The 14,136-nt window shown below is 69.2% G+C and carries 16 protein-coding genes and 4 tRNA genes; 16 read left to right on the top strand and 4 right to left on the bottom strand.

Annotated features, from left to right (window positions below; genetic code table 11):
- Window positions 1-52: 52 nt before the first annotated feature.
- Complete coding sequence (locus RSA25_RS15895) at window positions 53-193, bottom strand: hypothetical protein (RefSeq protein ID WP_332809813.1); 141 nt, start codon at window positions 191-193, stop codon at window positions 53-55.
- A 345-nt stretch (window positions 194-538) separates the two neighbouring features.
- Between RSA25_RS15895 and RSA25_RS15890 the strand changes: the two genes are divergently transcribed.
- The 7 genes from RSA25_RS15890 (at window position 539) to RSA25_RS15860 (ending at window position 3,638) form a co-directional block, all read left to right on the top strand.
- Entirely contained in the window at window positions 539-1,645 is a 1,107-nt protein-coding gene (locus RSA25_RS15890; RefSeq protein WP_332809812.1) for an NAD(P)/FAD-dependent oxidoreductase, read from the top strand.
- A gap of 123 nt (window positions 1,646-1,768) precedes the next feature.
- Window positions 1,769-1,844: transfer RNA gene (locus RSA25_RS15885), tRNA-Gly, on the top strand.
- Between the two features lie 146 nt (window positions 1,845-1,990).
- Window positions 1,991-2,066: transfer RNA gene (locus RSA25_RS15880), tRNA-Gly, on the top strand.
- Window positions 2,067-2,139: 73 nt separating this feature from the next.
- Window positions 2,140-2,213, top strand: a tRNA-Cys gene (locus tag RSA25_RS15875).
- A gap of 160 nt (window positions 2,214-2,373) precedes the next feature.
- A complete protein-coding gene (locus RSA25_RS15870; RefSeq protein WP_332809811.1) occupies window positions 2,374-2,823 on the top strand; it encodes a BLUF domain-containing protein in 450 nt (149 codons plus the stop codon).
- Between the two features lie 98 nt (window positions 2,824-2,921).
- The gene (locus RSA25_RS15865; protein ID WP_332809810.1) at window positions 2,922-3,134 is read left to right on the top strand and encodes a hypothetical protein; all 213 of its coding nucleotides are present in this window, start codon (window positions 2,922-2,924) and stop codon (window positions 3,132-3,134) included.
- 267 nt (window positions 3,135-3,401) lie between these two features.
- Window positions 3,402-3,638, top strand: a complete 237-nt coding sequence (locus RSA25_RS15860; RefSeq protein WP_332809809.1) for a hypothetical protein — start codon at window positions 3,402-3,404, stop codon at window positions 3,636-3,638.
- 57 nt (window positions 3,639-3,695) lie between these two features.
- Here the strand turns inward: RSA25_RS15860 and RSA25_RS15855 are convergent, their stop codons facing one another.
- Complete coding sequence (locus RSA25_RS15855) at window positions 3,696-4,781, bottom strand: 4Fe-4S dicluster domain-containing protein (RefSeq protein ID WP_332809808.1); 1,086 nt, start codon at window positions 4,779-4,781, stop codon at window positions 3,696-3,698.
- Between the two features lie 2 nt (window positions 4,782-4,783).
- Window positions 4,784-5,080, bottom strand: a complete 297-nt coding sequence (locus RSA25_RS15850; protein ID WP_332809807.1) for a hypothetical protein — start codon at window positions 5,078-5,080, stop codon at window positions 4,784-4,786.
- Between the two features lie 196 nt (window positions 5,081-5,276).
- Here RSA25_RS15850 and RSA25_RS15845 point away from each other — a divergent pair, with 196 nt between their 5' ends.
- The 4 genes from RSA25_RS15845 to RSA25_RS15830 all read left to right on the top strand — a co-directional run bounded on the left by RSA25_RS15845 (window position 5,277) and on the right by RSA25_RS15830 (window position 8,108).
- Window positions 5,277-5,729, top strand: coding sequence for a group III truncated hemoglobin (locus RSA25_RS15845; RefSeq protein ID WP_332809806.1), 453 nt, complete (start codon window positions 5,277-5,279; stop codon window positions 5,727-5,729).
- A gap of 44 nt (window positions 5,730-5,773) precedes the next feature.
- Window positions 5,774-7,183, top strand: a complete 1,410-nt coding sequence (gene hemN / locus RSA25_RS15840; RefSeq protein WP_332809805.1) for an oxygen-independent coproporphyrinogen III oxidase — start codon at window positions 5,774-5,776, stop codon at window positions 7,181-7,183.
- Between the two features lie 63 nt (window positions 7,184-7,246).
- Window positions 7,247-7,333, top strand: a tRNA-Leu gene (locus tag RSA25_RS15835).
- 82 nt (window positions 7,334-7,415) lie between these two features.
- On the top strand, window positions 7,416-8,108 hold the full coding sequence (locus tag RSA25_RS15830; RefSeq protein WP_332809804.1) for a glutathione S-transferase family protein: 693 nt from the start codon (window positions 7,416-7,418) through the stop codon (window positions 8,106-8,108).
- On the opposite strand, the gene RSA25_RS15825 is transcribed toward RSA25_RS15830, so the two are convergent.
- Window positions 8,109-8,558: a phosphohydrolase gene (locus tag RSA25_RS15825; protein ID WP_332809803.1), complete on the bottom strand. Its 450-nt coding sequence runs from the start codon at window positions 8,556-8,558 to the stop codon at window positions 8,109-8,111.
- A 122-nt stretch (window positions 8,559-8,680) separates the two neighbouring features.
- Between RSA25_RS15825 and RSA25_RS15820 the strand changes: the two genes are divergently transcribed.
- The 5 genes from RSA25_RS15820 to RSA25_RS15800 all read left to right on the top strand — a co-directional run bounded on the left by RSA25_RS15820 (window position 8,681) and on the right by RSA25_RS15800 (window position 13,979).
- A complete protein-coding gene (locus RSA25_RS15820) occupies window positions 8,681-9,712 on the top strand; it encodes a TraB/GumN family protein (protein WP_332809802.1) in 1,032 nt (343 codons plus the stop codon).
- A gap of 87 nt (window positions 9,713-9,799) precedes the next feature.
- A complete protein-coding gene (locus RSA25_RS15815) occupies window positions 9,800-10,255 on the top strand; it encodes a BLUF domain-containing protein (RefSeq protein WP_332809801.1) in 456 nt (151 codons plus the stop codon).
- 293 nt (window positions 10,256-10,548) lie between these two features.
- Window positions 10,549-11,835, top strand: coding sequence for a nucleotide sugar dehydrogenase (locus RSA25_RS15810; protein WP_332809800.1), 1,287 nt, complete (start codon window positions 10,549-10,551; stop codon window positions 11,833-11,835).
- Window positions 11,836-11,865: 30 nt separating this feature from the next.
- A complete protein-coding gene (locus RSA25_RS15805) occupies window positions 11,866-13,488 on the top strand; it encodes an FMN-binding glutamate synthase family protein (RefSeq protein ID WP_332809799.1) in 1,623 nt (540 codons plus the stop codon).
- Window positions 13,485-13,979, top strand: a complete 495-nt coding sequence (locus RSA25_RS15800) for a GNAT family N-acetyltransferase (RefSeq protein ID WP_332809798.1) — start codon at window positions 13,485-13,487, stop codon at window positions 13,977-13,979. The genes RSA25_RS15805 and RSA25_RS15800 overlap by 4 nt, the downstream gene beginning before the upstream one ends.
- The last annotated feature ends 157 nt before the right edge of the window (window positions 13,980-14,136 follow it).

Below are 14,136 nucleotides of genomic sequence, written 5' to 3'. Positions count from 1 at the left end.
CCGCGTAAGCCATAGTTTATGGCTGCGAGGTGTCTACGGAACCCTGGGCGATTCACACGTCGAAGGAGGATGTACCTTCTTCGGATGCAGCATGGACGAAAACTTCGTCAGCTCTGCTGTCTACATACTCAAGAGCGATCCTTATCATGTCTGCTTGGTGTTCAGAGAGATATTCTTCAAAGGGTTTGCTCATTGCTTGATCTCCTTGATTATTTAGGCATGCTACGTCTTCGCCTGGTCCGCTTGCTGGCCTGGAGCATGCACGGATAGCTGTAGACGGTGATGCGTGCCTCGGTGTCGCTGGGGGATGTCGGTAACAGCTCGGCATCCGATGTCACGAGGGGCTTTTTTGTCATTGGTGCCTGCACCGCGCGGCGCGGGCCAGGCATGACGGCGATGGACGGGCCGCCACCGTAGCATTCCGTGCGGGCATCGTCAGGCCGGCAGCCGCGGCTTCATACCCGCTTCACCGGCACTTCATGGCCTGCCCGCCGACGCACGCGACGCTGCACGCTCCTTTCTACAAGGCAGACGCGCGATGCTTTCTCCTTCCCCCGCCCACGATTACGACCTGGTCGTGGTCGGCGCCAGTTTTGCCGGGGCCGCCTGCGCGCTGGCCGCCGCCCAGTACGGCCTGCGCGTGTGCGTGCTGGAGCGCAAGGCCGATCCCGGCGCGCGGCTGCACACCACCGGCATCATCGTCAAGGAAGCCATCGAGCAGACCTGGCTGAAACGGATACCGGCCGCGCTGCTGCAACGCGTGGCGCAGGTGCGCCTGTATGCGCCCAACCTGCGCAGCGTGCGGTTGTCCGCGCCGGGCTATTACTTCATGACCACCGATACGCCCAACCTGATGCGCTGGCTGGCCGCGCAGGTGGAGAGCAGCGGCGTGACGCTGCGCCTGGCGCACCCCTTCACCCACGCCCGGCGCGACGGCGATGGCTGGCAGGTGGAGGGGGTAGGGCGCACGCGCTATCTGGTGGGGGCCGATGGCGCGAGCTCGCGCGTGGCCCAGCGCACCGGCCTGGGCCGCGTGCGCGACACCCTCTACGGTGTCGAGCATGAGTTTGCGGGCCTGCACCTGGCCGAACCCGGCGCGCTGCACTGTTTTGCGAGCCGGCGGTTCGCACCGGGTTACATCGGCTGGGCCGCGCAGAACCCGACCGGCATCCAGGTCGGCCTGGCCCTGCGCCACGATCCCCGGCACGCGCGGCAACCGGACCTGGCCGGCTTCCTGGCGCACGTGCGCGAGGCGGTGGGCCTGCCAGCGGAGGCACAGCCCAGCGCCATCCGTGCCGGGCTGGTGCCGTGCGGCCTGCCCGATGGGCCGATCACCGCGCCGGGCCTGATGCTCACCGGCGATGCCGCCGGCATCGTCTCGCCACTGTCGGCTGGCGGCATCCATTCCTCATGGCGGCATGGCTGGGGCGTGGGCGATGCCGTGGGCCGCCACCTGCGTGGCAACGGACCGGCGCCGGAAGCCGAGGCGCGCCGCACGGCACCCTCCTTCCGCGGCAAGCGGGTGATGCGCTGGGCCATGGACCACTTCCAGCGTGATTGGCCGGTCAACGTGCTGCTGCAGTCGGCGCCGATGCGGCGATTGGCCGAGCAGGTGTATTTCCATCGGCGCGGCATGCGCACCTGAGGTCACAATCATGTTGACGACGTGAAGAAATCCCGACACAATAGCGCTCCTTCGACGCAGGTCGATGGGCCGACCGCCTCCAGCGCCTCACGGTGCGGTGCAGTCGGGGCAAGCAGATCATCTGCGGGAATAGCTCAGTTGGTAGAGCGCAACCTTGCCAAGGTTGAGGTCGCGAGTTCGAGTCTCGTTTCCCGCTCCATCTTTCGACAAGGCCCTCAAGGGGCTTTGTTTTTCTCCACGGTGGCACGTGGGCATCCCGGGCGGCATCGCCACTCGGCATGTGAAATAAAGTGTGAAAAGGCTGGTGTGTTACCTGCGGTTTCGGTAAGATACGCGCCTGATTTTGCGGGAATAGCTCAGTTGGTAGAGCGCAACCTTGCCAAGGTTGAGGTCGCGAGTTCGAGTCTCGTTTCCCGCTCCAAATCCTGACCAGGCCCCGTTCTCGGGGTCTTGTCTTATCGGGGTAAGATGTCTCGATAGACGGTAGGGTCACCGGCCTGGTGGCAGAGTGGTTATGCACCGGACTGCAAATCCGTTGAGATGGGTTCGATTCCCGTCCAGGCCTCCAGAATCAAGCAAGAGCCCGCGCAAGCGGGCTCTTTGCGTTTGGCCGCCGTGCGCGGCAGCTCGGGTTTGCCGATCCGGGCGTATTCTGAACAATTCAGGCCTGAACTTTATTCATCTGCCTGAAAGTGCCAGCATGACGGCCTATTTTGAGGACAACGCCCATGCCCCTTCGCGCGATCGCCTACGTCAGTGAGGCGTCCGCCGGCTTGTCCAGCAGTGCGCTGGATGCGTTGGTCGAGGACGCCGCCCGTTTCAATACCGTGGCCGGTGTCACCGGCGTGCTGCTGTTCGACGGCCAGCGCTTCCTGCAGTACTTCGAGGGCCCCGAGGATGGCGTGGCCGCCGTCCACGAGCGCATCCTGCAGGCGCGCAGCCATGCGGCCATCACCGAACTGAGTCGTGGCCGCGTGCCCCGGCGCTTTTTCCCTTACTGGGGCATGCGCTGGCTGGACGTGGACGCGGCCCTGATCCGGCAGCTGGCCGACGGCGACTGGGACGGTTTCGCCCAGGGCCTGGCCCAGGACCGGGCGGCGGACAGCGCGCTGGACCAGTTGCTGGAGCTGGTGACCGGCCGCATGGGCACCAACGGGCCGGTGCACGCCGGCGCCTGAGGCCCGGCACCGTCGCACGGGCCTGCCCCTTCACCTGTTCAGGACGAGCGCCTGACCAAGATGGAAGCCGACTCACACGCGAGGTTGCCCCGATGGTCATGGCCCTGTTGATTGCCGCCGGCAATGCCGGCTCGTTCTGGGCCTCGCCGAGCAACGTGAGTGGCGTGATCTGGCTGCTGATCGGGTTGGTGGGGATCGTCTTCTCGCTGGTGCTGGCCAAGGCGCTCAAGCGCTTCAACGCGCTGGTGTGGGCGCTGCTGCTGGCCGGCATCGTGATCGGCGTCTACGGGGTATGGCGCATGGGGTCCTGACCGTCGCGGCGGGCCCTTCCTGACATCGCAGTGTCACCGTTGCCGGCGCATGCTGGCTCGACGGATGGTGGCCGACTGGATGAACGGTTCAGCGGCTGTGACGGCCTGGGCGCCGCACGGATTGACTTGGCGGGAAGACCGTGCAAATTTTAGGTGAATCGCAAGTGAATCCGTTGCCGTTCGGGGTGTCTTCGTTGTCCGTGCACGACAAGCTGCAAACAGGGTGGGTGCTCGTCTCCGATCCAGGGCAGGTCCAAGGGAGGTCGTATGCATAACGGCGTACATGACTTGGCTGACGGCGTGCGTACCGAGCTGGAAGCCAGTTACAGCAAGCATGGCTGTGGCCCGGAATTCTGGACGACCTACCAGCAGGTGCTCGAGCGCCTGGTGCCCAAGGGGCGCAGCCGCACCCAGGTCACCAACGAGCTGGCCCTGATCATCGAGCAGCTGGGTGTCGTGCGGCGTGCGCAGATGGTGCCGCCGCGGACCACGCGCCCGCGCTGATCCCGGCTGGGGAGCCGGATCGTTCGACCCGGACCCGCGCCGCCCCGGTGTCCGCCACTACAGCGTGTTCAAGCCGATCGCCAGCAGCACGCCCAGCGTGGCGAGGGCGACCAGCACGCGCATGCGCAGCCAGCGCCGGGGAAGCTGCTGCACGCGGTTGTCGCTGGCATGGCCGATCAGGCCCGTCGGGAACTGCCACGCGCGCATCTGCGCATCGCATGCATCCACGCAGGCCCCACAGGCGATGCAATCGGGCTGGGCGCCGCTGCGGATATCCAGCGCCATTGGGCACACCTGCACGCACGCGCCGCAGTCCACGCAGTCGCCCAGGCGGTCGGCGCTGAAGCGCGGCAGCGGGCCGGCCAGGGCCGGGTGCGCGGCGCGGAAGGCATAGTCGCTGGCGCTGACCGCATCGAGCAGGCCCCGGCCGCGCTGCATCACCGCGCCTTGGCCGGGCGCGCGCGGCCCGCGTGGTTCACCGCGGCGCGCGTCGTAGTGCACGCGCGGCGTGTCCGCATCGCACAGGCTGGGGCAGAGGCGCGCGAACGGGCACAGGTCGATGCAGACCTGCTCGCGCAGGAAGCCGGCATTGCCCCAGGTGGCCAAGCCGTAGAACAGCACCCAGAAGGTTTCCCACGCACTCCACGCCGGTGGCCACACGCCGACCAGGGCGTGGATCGGGCTGAACAGCCCGACGAAGGTGATCCCGGTCCACAGCGCCACCAGTGCCCACAGCAGGTGCCGCAGCGCGCGCGCCAGCGGCGGCCAGGGCAGGCGCGCGCAGCGCTGCTCGATCCAGCGGTACAGGTTGCTCCACAGCGTCTGTGGGCAGCCGTGCCCGCACCAGACCCGGCCGGCCAGTGTGGTCAGCAGCATCAGCCCGCTGGCCAGCACCGCCAGCAGGCCCAGCAGCACGCCCAGGTCCTGCGGCCACAGGGTCAGCCCGAACAGGTCGAAGCGGCGCCCGGGCAGGTCGAACAACAACGCCTGGCGGCCATCCCAGCGCAGCCACGGCAGCCCGTAGAACAGCGCGAGCAGGGCCGCGCCGAGCACCGCGCGCCAGCGCAGCGGCGCGCGCGCGCGGGGCGCGGGCGGTGGCGGCGTGGCGGGCGCCACCAGATGCAGGTGCAGGCGGTGCGGCATGGTCAGCCCAGCGGAAGGTCGTCGTCGTCGCGACGCGGCGGTCGCACCAGGTACCAGGTGACGCTGCTGGCCGCCGCGGTCACCGCCCAGAACATGAAGAAGCCCAGCGAGTAGCCCAGCTCGCGGCTGAGTGCGTGCTGGGGGAAGGTGATGTCGCGCAGCCGCAACGGGTCGACGAACGCGAAGAAGACCATGCTGGCCAGCCCGGCGGCGACGAAGCTGGGCCACAGGATGGCGCCCCATTGCTGGATGAGCTGCCGTCGGCGGCTGGCCACGGGCGGGTCGTGCAGGTCGGTCATTGCGGCCTCGGTCAGGAGGGAGGGGCAGGGCGGGGCTATACTCGGCGGCGGTCGAACAGCCCCGCGCGCAACGGTGCAGGCTCACAGGCTAGGGCGCACGATCTGGCCCGACATTGATCCTGATCAAGGCGCCGCCGGCGCCCCGCGCGCACGCTGTACAGGCCACCCCACGCGCCGCGGCTGCAGAGGAATACCCATGCTGGACCCGTCCGCCCCCGCGCTGCCCACGCCGTCGCTGGCCTTGTGCAGCGAGCAGGAAGTCACCCGTCTGGTGCACGATTTCTACGCCCGCGTGCGCCAGGAACCGCGGTTGGCGCCGGTGTTCGCCGCGCGCGTGGAGGATTGGGACGCGCACCTGGCCCAACTGGTGGATTTCTGGTCGGCGATGCTGCGCGGCACCCGACGTTTCAGTGGGGCGCCGATGCCCAAGCACATGGCCATGGACGAGCTCGACCGCGACCTGTTCGACCGCTGGCTGGCGTTGTTCCGGCAGACCACCGCCGAAAGCGGCAACGTGCCCATGCAGCGGCTGGCCGACGATGTGGCCACGCGCATTGCCGACACCTTCTGGCGCCGCTTCCAGATGCTGCGATGGCCGTCGCTGCCGGTGCTGGGCGAGCGCGCCCCCGGGGCCTCGCCGCCGGATTGATCTGGCTCAATGCGCACCCGGCCGGGTGCGCGCACGCTGGCGGCATGGACATCCCTTCGCCTGCCGCTGCCGGGCTTGCCTGGCACTTCGACCCGGACCTGCTGCGTCGTCACGACCGGCCCGGCCCGCGTTACACCTCCTATCCGACCGCGCCGCATTTCCATGACGGCTTCGGCGAGCCTGCGTTGCGCGCGGCGATCGGTGCCAGCAACGCCAGCGCGCGCCCCTTGTCGCTGTACGTGCACGTGCCCTACTGCAGCAGCCCGTGCTTCTACTGCGGCTGCAACCGCGTGATCACCCGCGACCGCGCCCGTGCCGTGGCCTACGTGGCGCGCGTGCTGGATGAGGCCGACCGGATCGCGCCGCTGTTCGACACCTCGCGCGAAGTGATCCAGCTGCACCTGGGCGGCGGCACGCCCAACTTCCTGCCGGCCGCGCAGCTGCGCGATCTGGTGGACGGCCTGCGCCAGCGCTTCGCCTTCAGCAACGCGTCCGAGCGCGATTTTTCCATCGAGCTGGACCCGCGCTTCGTCAGCCGCGAGGACATCGCCGGGCTGGCCGCCCTGGGCTTCAACCGCGCCAGCCTGGGCATCCAGGATTTCGATCCGGTGGTGCAGCGTGCGATCAACCGCGAGCAGGGCGTCGAGCCGACGCTGGACATCCTGCGCGCGTGCCGCGAGCACGGCATGCGCTCGGTCAACGTGGACCTCATCTACGGGCTGCCGCACCAGACCCCGGCCGGTTTCGCGCAGACGCTGGAGACGGTGCTGCGCGAGCGCCCGGACCGCCTGGCCGTCTATGGCTATGCGCACCTGCCACAGCTGTTCAAGGCCCAGCGGCAGATTCCCGAGGCGGCCCTGCCCAGCCCCGAGCAGAAGCTGGCGCTGCTCGGCCTGGCGGTGCGCCGGTTGTCGTTGGCCGGTTACCAATACGTGGGCATGGATCACTTCGCGCTGCCCGACGAAGACCTGTCCCGCGCGCAGCGGGGCGGCCAGCTGCACCGCAATTTCATGGGCTACACCACCCATGCCGAGACCGACCTGGTGGGCCTGGGCGCCAGTGCGATCAGCCACATCGGCGACACCTACAGCCAGAACCCGCGCGAGCTGCCGGCCTGGGAAGCAGCGGTGGACGCCGGCCGCCTGCCGGTGTGGCGCGGCCTGCAGCTGGATGCCGACGACACCCTGCGGGCGGCCTTGATCGGCCAGCTGATGTGCCAGGGCGAGGTGGACGGGCGTGCGCTGGCGCGCCGGCATGGGGTGGATTTCGACAGCTACTTTGCCGACGCGCTGCATGCCCTGCAGGCGCTGCAGGACGACGGGCTGGCCGAGGTTGCCGACGGCGTGGTGCGCAGCACCGAACGCGGCCGTCCGCTGCTGCGCCTGCTGGCGATGTGCTTCGACCGTTACCTGGCGCGACCGGAGCAGCCGGCGCGTTATTCGCGGGCCATCTGAGCGGCGGCATCGGGCGATCGCATTCCCAAACCGGGCCCGATCAGGCACCCTATGCGCGGCGCGGCCCGGATGGCGAAACTGGTAGACGCATCGGACTTAAAATCCGCCGGGGGCAACCCCATGCCGGTTCGATTCCGGCTCCGGGCACCAAGGCGCAGGCAGGCGCGGCAACCAGCACGCCTGGGCGCGCATACCGTTAGCATGGGCCTTCCCCCGCCTGCGTGTCGCGCCCATGCTCACCCTGCATATCGGCAACAAGAACTACTCGTCCTGGTCGATGCGCCCGTGGGTGCTGATGAGCCAGGCCGGCATCCCGTTCGAGGAAGTGATGCTGCGCTTTGACAGCTTCGAGCCGGCGTCGCGGTTCAAGCGCGCGGCCACCGCGCTGTCGCCGTCGGCTACCGTGCCGGTGCTGGTCGATGACGCGCTGGTGGTGTGGGACACCCTGGCCATCGCCGAATACCTGGCCGAGCGCTTTCCGGACAAGGGGCTCTGGCCGCAGGCCGTCGCCGACCGCGCACGCGCACGCAGCGTGTGCGCGCAGATGCACAGCGGCTTCGGCGCGCTGCGCGAGCACTTCCCCATGAACATCGAAGCGCACCTGCCGGCGGTGGGCGCGCGCGTGCTGCGCGAACAGCCGGCGGTGGTCGAGGACCTGGCGCGGCTGCAGTCGCTGTGGGAAGGGTTGCTGGCGCGCCACGACGGGCCGCTGCTGTTCGATGGCTTCAGCATCGCCGATGCGTTCTTCGCGCCGGTGGTGATGCGCCTGCACACCTACGCCGTGCCGGTGAGCGCGCGCGTACAGGCCTACATGGCGGCGGTGCTGGCGCTGCCGGGCGTGCTGCGCTGGCGCCGCGAGGCGCTGGCCGAGCACGACTTCCGGCCCTTCGAGGAACCCTACCGCGAGGGGCCCGATCCGGCCTGATCAGGCCGTGGCCGCGCCTGTGGCCACGCCGAGGGCGCGCAGGGCGTGCGCGTACTTGTCCGCCAGTCGCTCGCGGTCGTGGGCGGGCAGGTACTGCAGGCGGGCCGGGTCGCTGTTGTCGGCGATGTCGGCCAGCTTTACCTTCAAGGCCAGCGGGTTGGCGCGGATGCCGGCGTAATAGGCATCGGCTGCCACGTCGTCGCGGCGGGTCAGGCACGCCACCGCCGTGCGGATGGGCGCGGGGAAGGCGGCCACCTCGTGGGCGAAGGCCGGGCAGTCCTCCACCACGTCATGCAGCCAGGCCACTGCTTCGGCCTGTGCATCGCCGTGGACGCGCGCGGCCACCCGCGCAACGTGGCCGATGTAGGGCAGCCCGGCCTTGTCGCGCTGGACGGCATGCGCGCGGCGTGCGAGGGCTTCGGCATTGCGCAGGGTATCGATGGGGCTCACTCCGTCAGGGGACACCCGGCGAGTATGCCGCCTGCCCGTGCACGCCCGGGTCAACGCAAACTTTACGCAGCCGGCCGCCGCTGGCCGTAGGCTGCGCACGACTCCATCACAGGCAAGGCAGCATGGCGAGCGTGGCGCGGGCAGGGGCGGTGGGCGTGGCGATGATGGCGATGCTGTGGGCTGCAGGTGGCCACGCACGACCGGTGGCACCGATGCCGGTGCCGGGGGCGCCGCCGGCGGTGGTGGACCTGGCCCCGGTGGTGGTGTCGGGGGTGCAGCCGGGCCCGGGCATGTGGCAGGTGACCGCGGCCGATGGCCACGCGCTGTGGATCCTGGGCACGGTCTCGCCGCTGCCGGCCGATCTGGACTGGCGGGCCGATGAAGTGGAGGCGGTGATCGCCCGCGCCGATGAGGTGCTGGGGCCGCCGGGCTGGACGCTGGATGCCGACGTGGGCTTCTTCAAGGGGCTGACGCTGCTGCCCTCGGCGATGAAGGCCGCGCACGATCCGCAAGGGCGGCGCCTGGAGGAGATCCTGCCGGCCGCCGAGTACGCGCGCTGGCTCACGCTCAAACAGCGCTACCTGGGCCGCGATCGCGGGGTGGAGAAGGACCGCCCGCTGGTGGCCGGCACGCGCCTGTATGCCGCCGCCCTCAAGTCGGTGGGATTGGGGCGCAGTTCGCCGGTGTCGGCGATGCTGGCCAAGGCGTACAAGGCGCGCGGGCTGACGCCGGTGATCACCCGGATGGTGATCCGCGTCGACGACCCGCGGCAGGCCTTGAAGGAGGCGCGCGGCAGCACCCTGCAGGACGTGCAGTGTTTCGAGCGCACGCTGGATGTGGTGGAACAGCAGTTGCCGCTGCTGGTGGAGCGTGCCAATGCGTGGTCGGTCGGCGACGTGGACGCCCTGCAGCGGCTGGCGCTGCAAAGCCAGTACGACGCCTGCGTGGGCGCGATCGCCGACAGCGACTTCGGGCGCCGCCGCGGGCTGCAGGCGGTGGACCAGCAGGCCGCCGACAAATGGCTGCAGCAGGCGCGTGCGGCGCTGGCGCGCAACCCCACCACCTTCGCGGTGGTACCGGTGCACCTGCTGGTGCAGCCGGGCGGCTACCTGGCCCGGCTGGAGCAGGCCGGCTACGTGGTCCAGGCACCCTGATCGCGCGCACCGCGACGCCGGTTTCCAGCTACCCCGGCGTCGAGGTTCGTGGCATAGTCCAAGCAGTTCACAGGGGGCTTCACCGGCATGCCGTTGCGTGCGATCGCCTATACCAGTGTCGCCTTCGAAGGGATCCAGGCATCGGATATCGATCGGATCCTGCAGGCGGCGTCCAGCTTCAACAAGATGGCCGGGGTGACCGGGGTGCTGATGTTCGATGGCACGCGGTTCCTGCAGTATTTCGAAGGGCCCGAGGACGGCGTGGATTCGGTCCACCAGCGCGTGCTCAATGCGCGCAGCCACCTGTGCCTGCGCGAACTGGCGCGCGGCCCGGTGGCCTACCGGCACTTCCCGCGCTGGACGATGACCTCCGCGGCGATCGAGCCGGAGGTGCTGACCGCGATGATCGAATGCCCGTGGGACGGCTTTACCGCCGCCGCACCGGTCGATGGCCAGCCGCGCATCGGCTTTGCCCGGCTGCTGGCGCTGTGGACCGGCGACTCGGGTGAGCTGGAGCCGGCGGCGGTGATGCTGGGCTCGTAACACAACGGTTCTTTGCTCGTAACACGATTCTCACGGTGGGTCGCCTAGCATCTGTCTACCAGCTGTGACCGGTCCTGCGGAAATACCGCCAGGCTGTCTGAAAGGGTAGTAACCGCAGCTGGACCACTTTGTTGGCCGTCGTCCGTACTCTCCGCGGGCGGCGGCTTTGTTCTTTGTGGCGGGGGCGTTGCCGCGTTACGCTTGCGGCATTCGATTCCTGGCGCCATGCCCATGCGTTCTTCCCCGTTGCCGCCTTGCTGGTTCCTTCCGTGCACCCTGCGGGGCCGCGCCTGATGGCCGTCGCCCTGGCAGCGGCCAGCCACGCGCGGATCGCGGTGATCGGGTTGGGTTATGTGGGCCTGCCGCTGACGGTGGCCTTCGGCGGCCGCCAGCCCACGCTGGGCTACGATATCGACCGCGCCCGCGTGCTCGAACTGCAGCAGGGCCACGACCACACCCTGGAAATGGAAGCGCACGAGCTGGCCGCGGCCACGCAGGCGCGCTACACCGACGACCCGGCCGAACTGGCCGCGTGCAACGTCTACATCGTCACCGTGCCGACCCCGATCGATGCCTTCGAGCAGCCCGACCTGGGGCCGCTGCGCAGCGCCTCCACGCTGATCGCCGGCGTGCTCAAGCCCGGCGACCTGGTCATCTACGAATCCACCGTGTACCCGGGCACCACCGAAGAGGTGTGCGTGCCGCTGCTGGAAGCCGGCTCGGGGCTGCGCTTCAACGAGCACTTCTACGGCGGCTACAGCCCCGAGCGGATCAACCCCGGCGACCGCCAGCGCCGCCTGCCGGACATCCGCAAGATCACCTCCGGCTCCACCGCCGAGACCGCCGCGGTGGTCGATGCCCTGTATGCGGGCATCATCACCGCCGGCACCTGGCCGGCCCCGTCCATCCGCGTGGCCGAGGCGGCCAAGGTGATCGAGAACATCCAGCGCGACGTCAACATCGCGCTGGTCAACGAGCTGGCGCTGATCTTCGACAAGCTCGGCATCGACACCCAGGACGTGCTGGACGCGGCCGGCAGCAAATGGAATTTCCTGCCGTTCCGCCCCGGCCTGGTCGGCGGCCACTGCATCGGCGTGGACCCGTACTACCTGCTGCACAAGTCCGAAAGCGTGGGCTACCACCCCGACCTCATCCACACCGCCCGCCAGGTCAACAACCGGGTCGGGGCGCATGTGGCCGATCGGGTGCTGGCACTGCTGGCCGGGCGCGACAAGGCCGCGGCAGACGCGCGCATCCTGGTGCTGGGGGTGACCTTCAAGGAGAACTGCCCGGACCTGCGCAACAGCCGCGCGCTGGAGCTGGCCCAGGCCCTGGGCGCGGCCGGCGCGTGGGTGGAGGTGCAGGACCCGTGGGTGGGCCCGGCGGTGCTGGCCGACAGTGGCGTGCACTGGGTCGAGCGCGCCGATCCGGGCGTGTTCGACGCGGTGGTGCTGGCGGTGGCGCATGACGAATTCCGCGCCTTCGATGCGGCCAGCGTGCGGGCCCTGCTGGCCCCCGGCGGGGTGGTGTACGACGTGAAGTCGGTCTGGCCGCGCGACGTGGTCGACGACCGGTTGTAGACTCGACAGCGTTATTGATCGAGGAAAGCCATGCATCGTTATCTGGTCTACGTGCTCGCCATCCTGCTGTTCCCGGTCTGCCTGTGGCTGGCGACGATCTGGCCGGCCTGGTACTGGGGCGTGGGTGCCAGCGCGGCGCTGGCCATCCTCGGCACCTGGGACCTGCTGCAGAAGCGCAGCACGCTGCGCCGCAATTACCCGGTGATGGCGCATTTCCGCTACGGGCTGGAATCGATCGGCCCGGAGATCCGGCAGTACTTCGTGCAGAGCGACCTGGAGGACGTGCCGTTCTCGCGCCAGCAGCGGGCGCTGATCTACCAGCGCGCCAAGAATGAAATGGACGTGGTGCCGTTCGGCACGCTGCGCAGCACCTACGCGGTGGACTACGAATGGATCAACCATTCGCTGGCGCCCACCGAGATCGCCCACACCGATTTCCGCGTGCTGATCGGCCCCAACTGCGCCAAGCCGTATTCGGCCAGCGTGTTCAACATCTCGGCGATGAGCTTTGGCTCGCTGTCGGCCAACGCGATCCGCGCGCTCAACGAAGGCGCGCGTCGCGGCAGCTTCTACCACGACACCGGCGAAGGCTCGATCTCGCCCTATCACCGCGAGATGGGCGGCGACCTGGTGTGGGAGATCGGCTCGGGCTACTTCGGCTGCCGCGATGACGCTGGCGGTTTCAGCGAAGAGAAGTTCGTGGCCAATGCCAACACCGACCAGGTGAAGATGATCGAGATCAAGCTGTCCCAAGGCGCCAAGCCGGGCCATGGCGGCGTGCTGCCGGCGGCCAAGGTCAGCGAGGAAATCTCGATCACCCGTGGCGTGCCGATGGGCGTGGACTGCGTGTCGCCCTCCAGGCATTCGGCCTTCAGCACGCCGGTGGAACTGCTGCAGTTCGTGGCCCGCCTGCGCGAACTCAGCGGCGGCAAGCCGGTCGGCTTCAAGCTGGCCATCGGCCACCCGTGGGAGTGGTTCGGCATTGCCAAGGCCATGCATGAAACCCAGTTGCTGCCGGATTTCATCGTGGTCGACGGTGCCGAGGGCGGCACCGGGGCGGCGCCGGCCGAGTTCATCGACCACGTGGGCGTGCCCATGCACGAGGCGCTGCTGCTGGTGCACAACACCCTGGTCGGGCTGGACCTGCGCGAGCGGATCAAGGTGGGGGCCGCGGGCAAGGTCACCAGCGCGTTCGAGATCGCGCGCACCATCGCCCTTGGCGCGGACTGGTGCAACGCCGGGCGCGGCTTCATGTTCGCGCTGGGCTGCATCCAGTCGTTGAGCTGCCACAGCGACAAGTGCCCGACCGGCATCGCCACCCAGGACCCGCATCGCTGGCGCCACCTGGACGCGGCCGACAAGGCCACGCGCGTGCACAGCTACCACGACAACACCGTGCGCGCGCTGCGCGACCTGCTCTGTGCGGCCGGTTTGAACCATCCGGCCGAGCTGGGCCCCGAGCACATCCTGCGGCGCGTCTCGCCGGTGGAGATCCGCTCGCTGGCGTCGCTGTATCGGTATCTGAGCCCGGGCGAACTGCTGCGCCGGGTGCCCGACCACGCGGTATTCCACGATTACTGGGGTGATGCGCGCAGCGATTCGTTCCAGCCACCGGCGCGGATCCAGGCCCTGCGCGCGAGCAAGTCGCGATGAGCGCGGCCACGCCCGCGCAGGCGAGCGGCAACGTGCGGCTGCGGCCGGGGCGCGTGGACGAGGCCGACGCGTTGTGGGTGTTGCGCACGCGCTGCGTGCGCGAGCTGTGCAGCGCGGCGTATCCGCCGGAGGTCATCGCGCCCTGGGCGGCCTCGCCACCGCCGGCGCAGTATGCCGGTCTGATCGCGCAGGGCGGCGGCGTGGTGGCCGAGGATGGGGCAGGGCAGGTGCTTGGCTACGGGATCATCGACGTGGCCAACAACGAGATCGACGCCCTGTTCGTGGACCCGGCCTGTGGCGGGCGCGGCATCGGCCAGATCCTGATGCAGGCCCTGTTCGCCCTGGCCGACCCGTCGCGCCCGTTGATGCTGTCGGCCTCGCTCAATGCGGTCGCCTTCTACCAGCGTTGCGGTTTCCGTGCGCTGCGCGAAGAAGCCTACCCGCATCCCAGCGGCATCGCGCTGGCCTCGGTACGCATGCAGCGCCCGTAACGGCAGGGATCTGGTAGTGCCGGCCGCTGGCCGGCTCCCCGTAACCCGGCAGAGACCAGGTAGTGCCGGCCGCTGGCCGGCTCCACGGATACCGTCCAGCATTGCTGGGGAGATCGGAAGAGCGGCGGGTAGGGAAAGAGTGGCGGCGGTTGGGTTG

The sequence above is a fragment of the Stenotrophomonas sp. genome (genome assembly GCF_036662295.1).
GTDB lineage: Bacteria > Pseudomonadota > Gammaproteobacteria > Xanthomonadales > Xanthomonadaceae > Stenotrophomonas.
The sequence above is the reverse complement of the archived record's forward strand: the minus strand, read 5'-3'. Positions and strand labels throughout refer to the sequence as shown.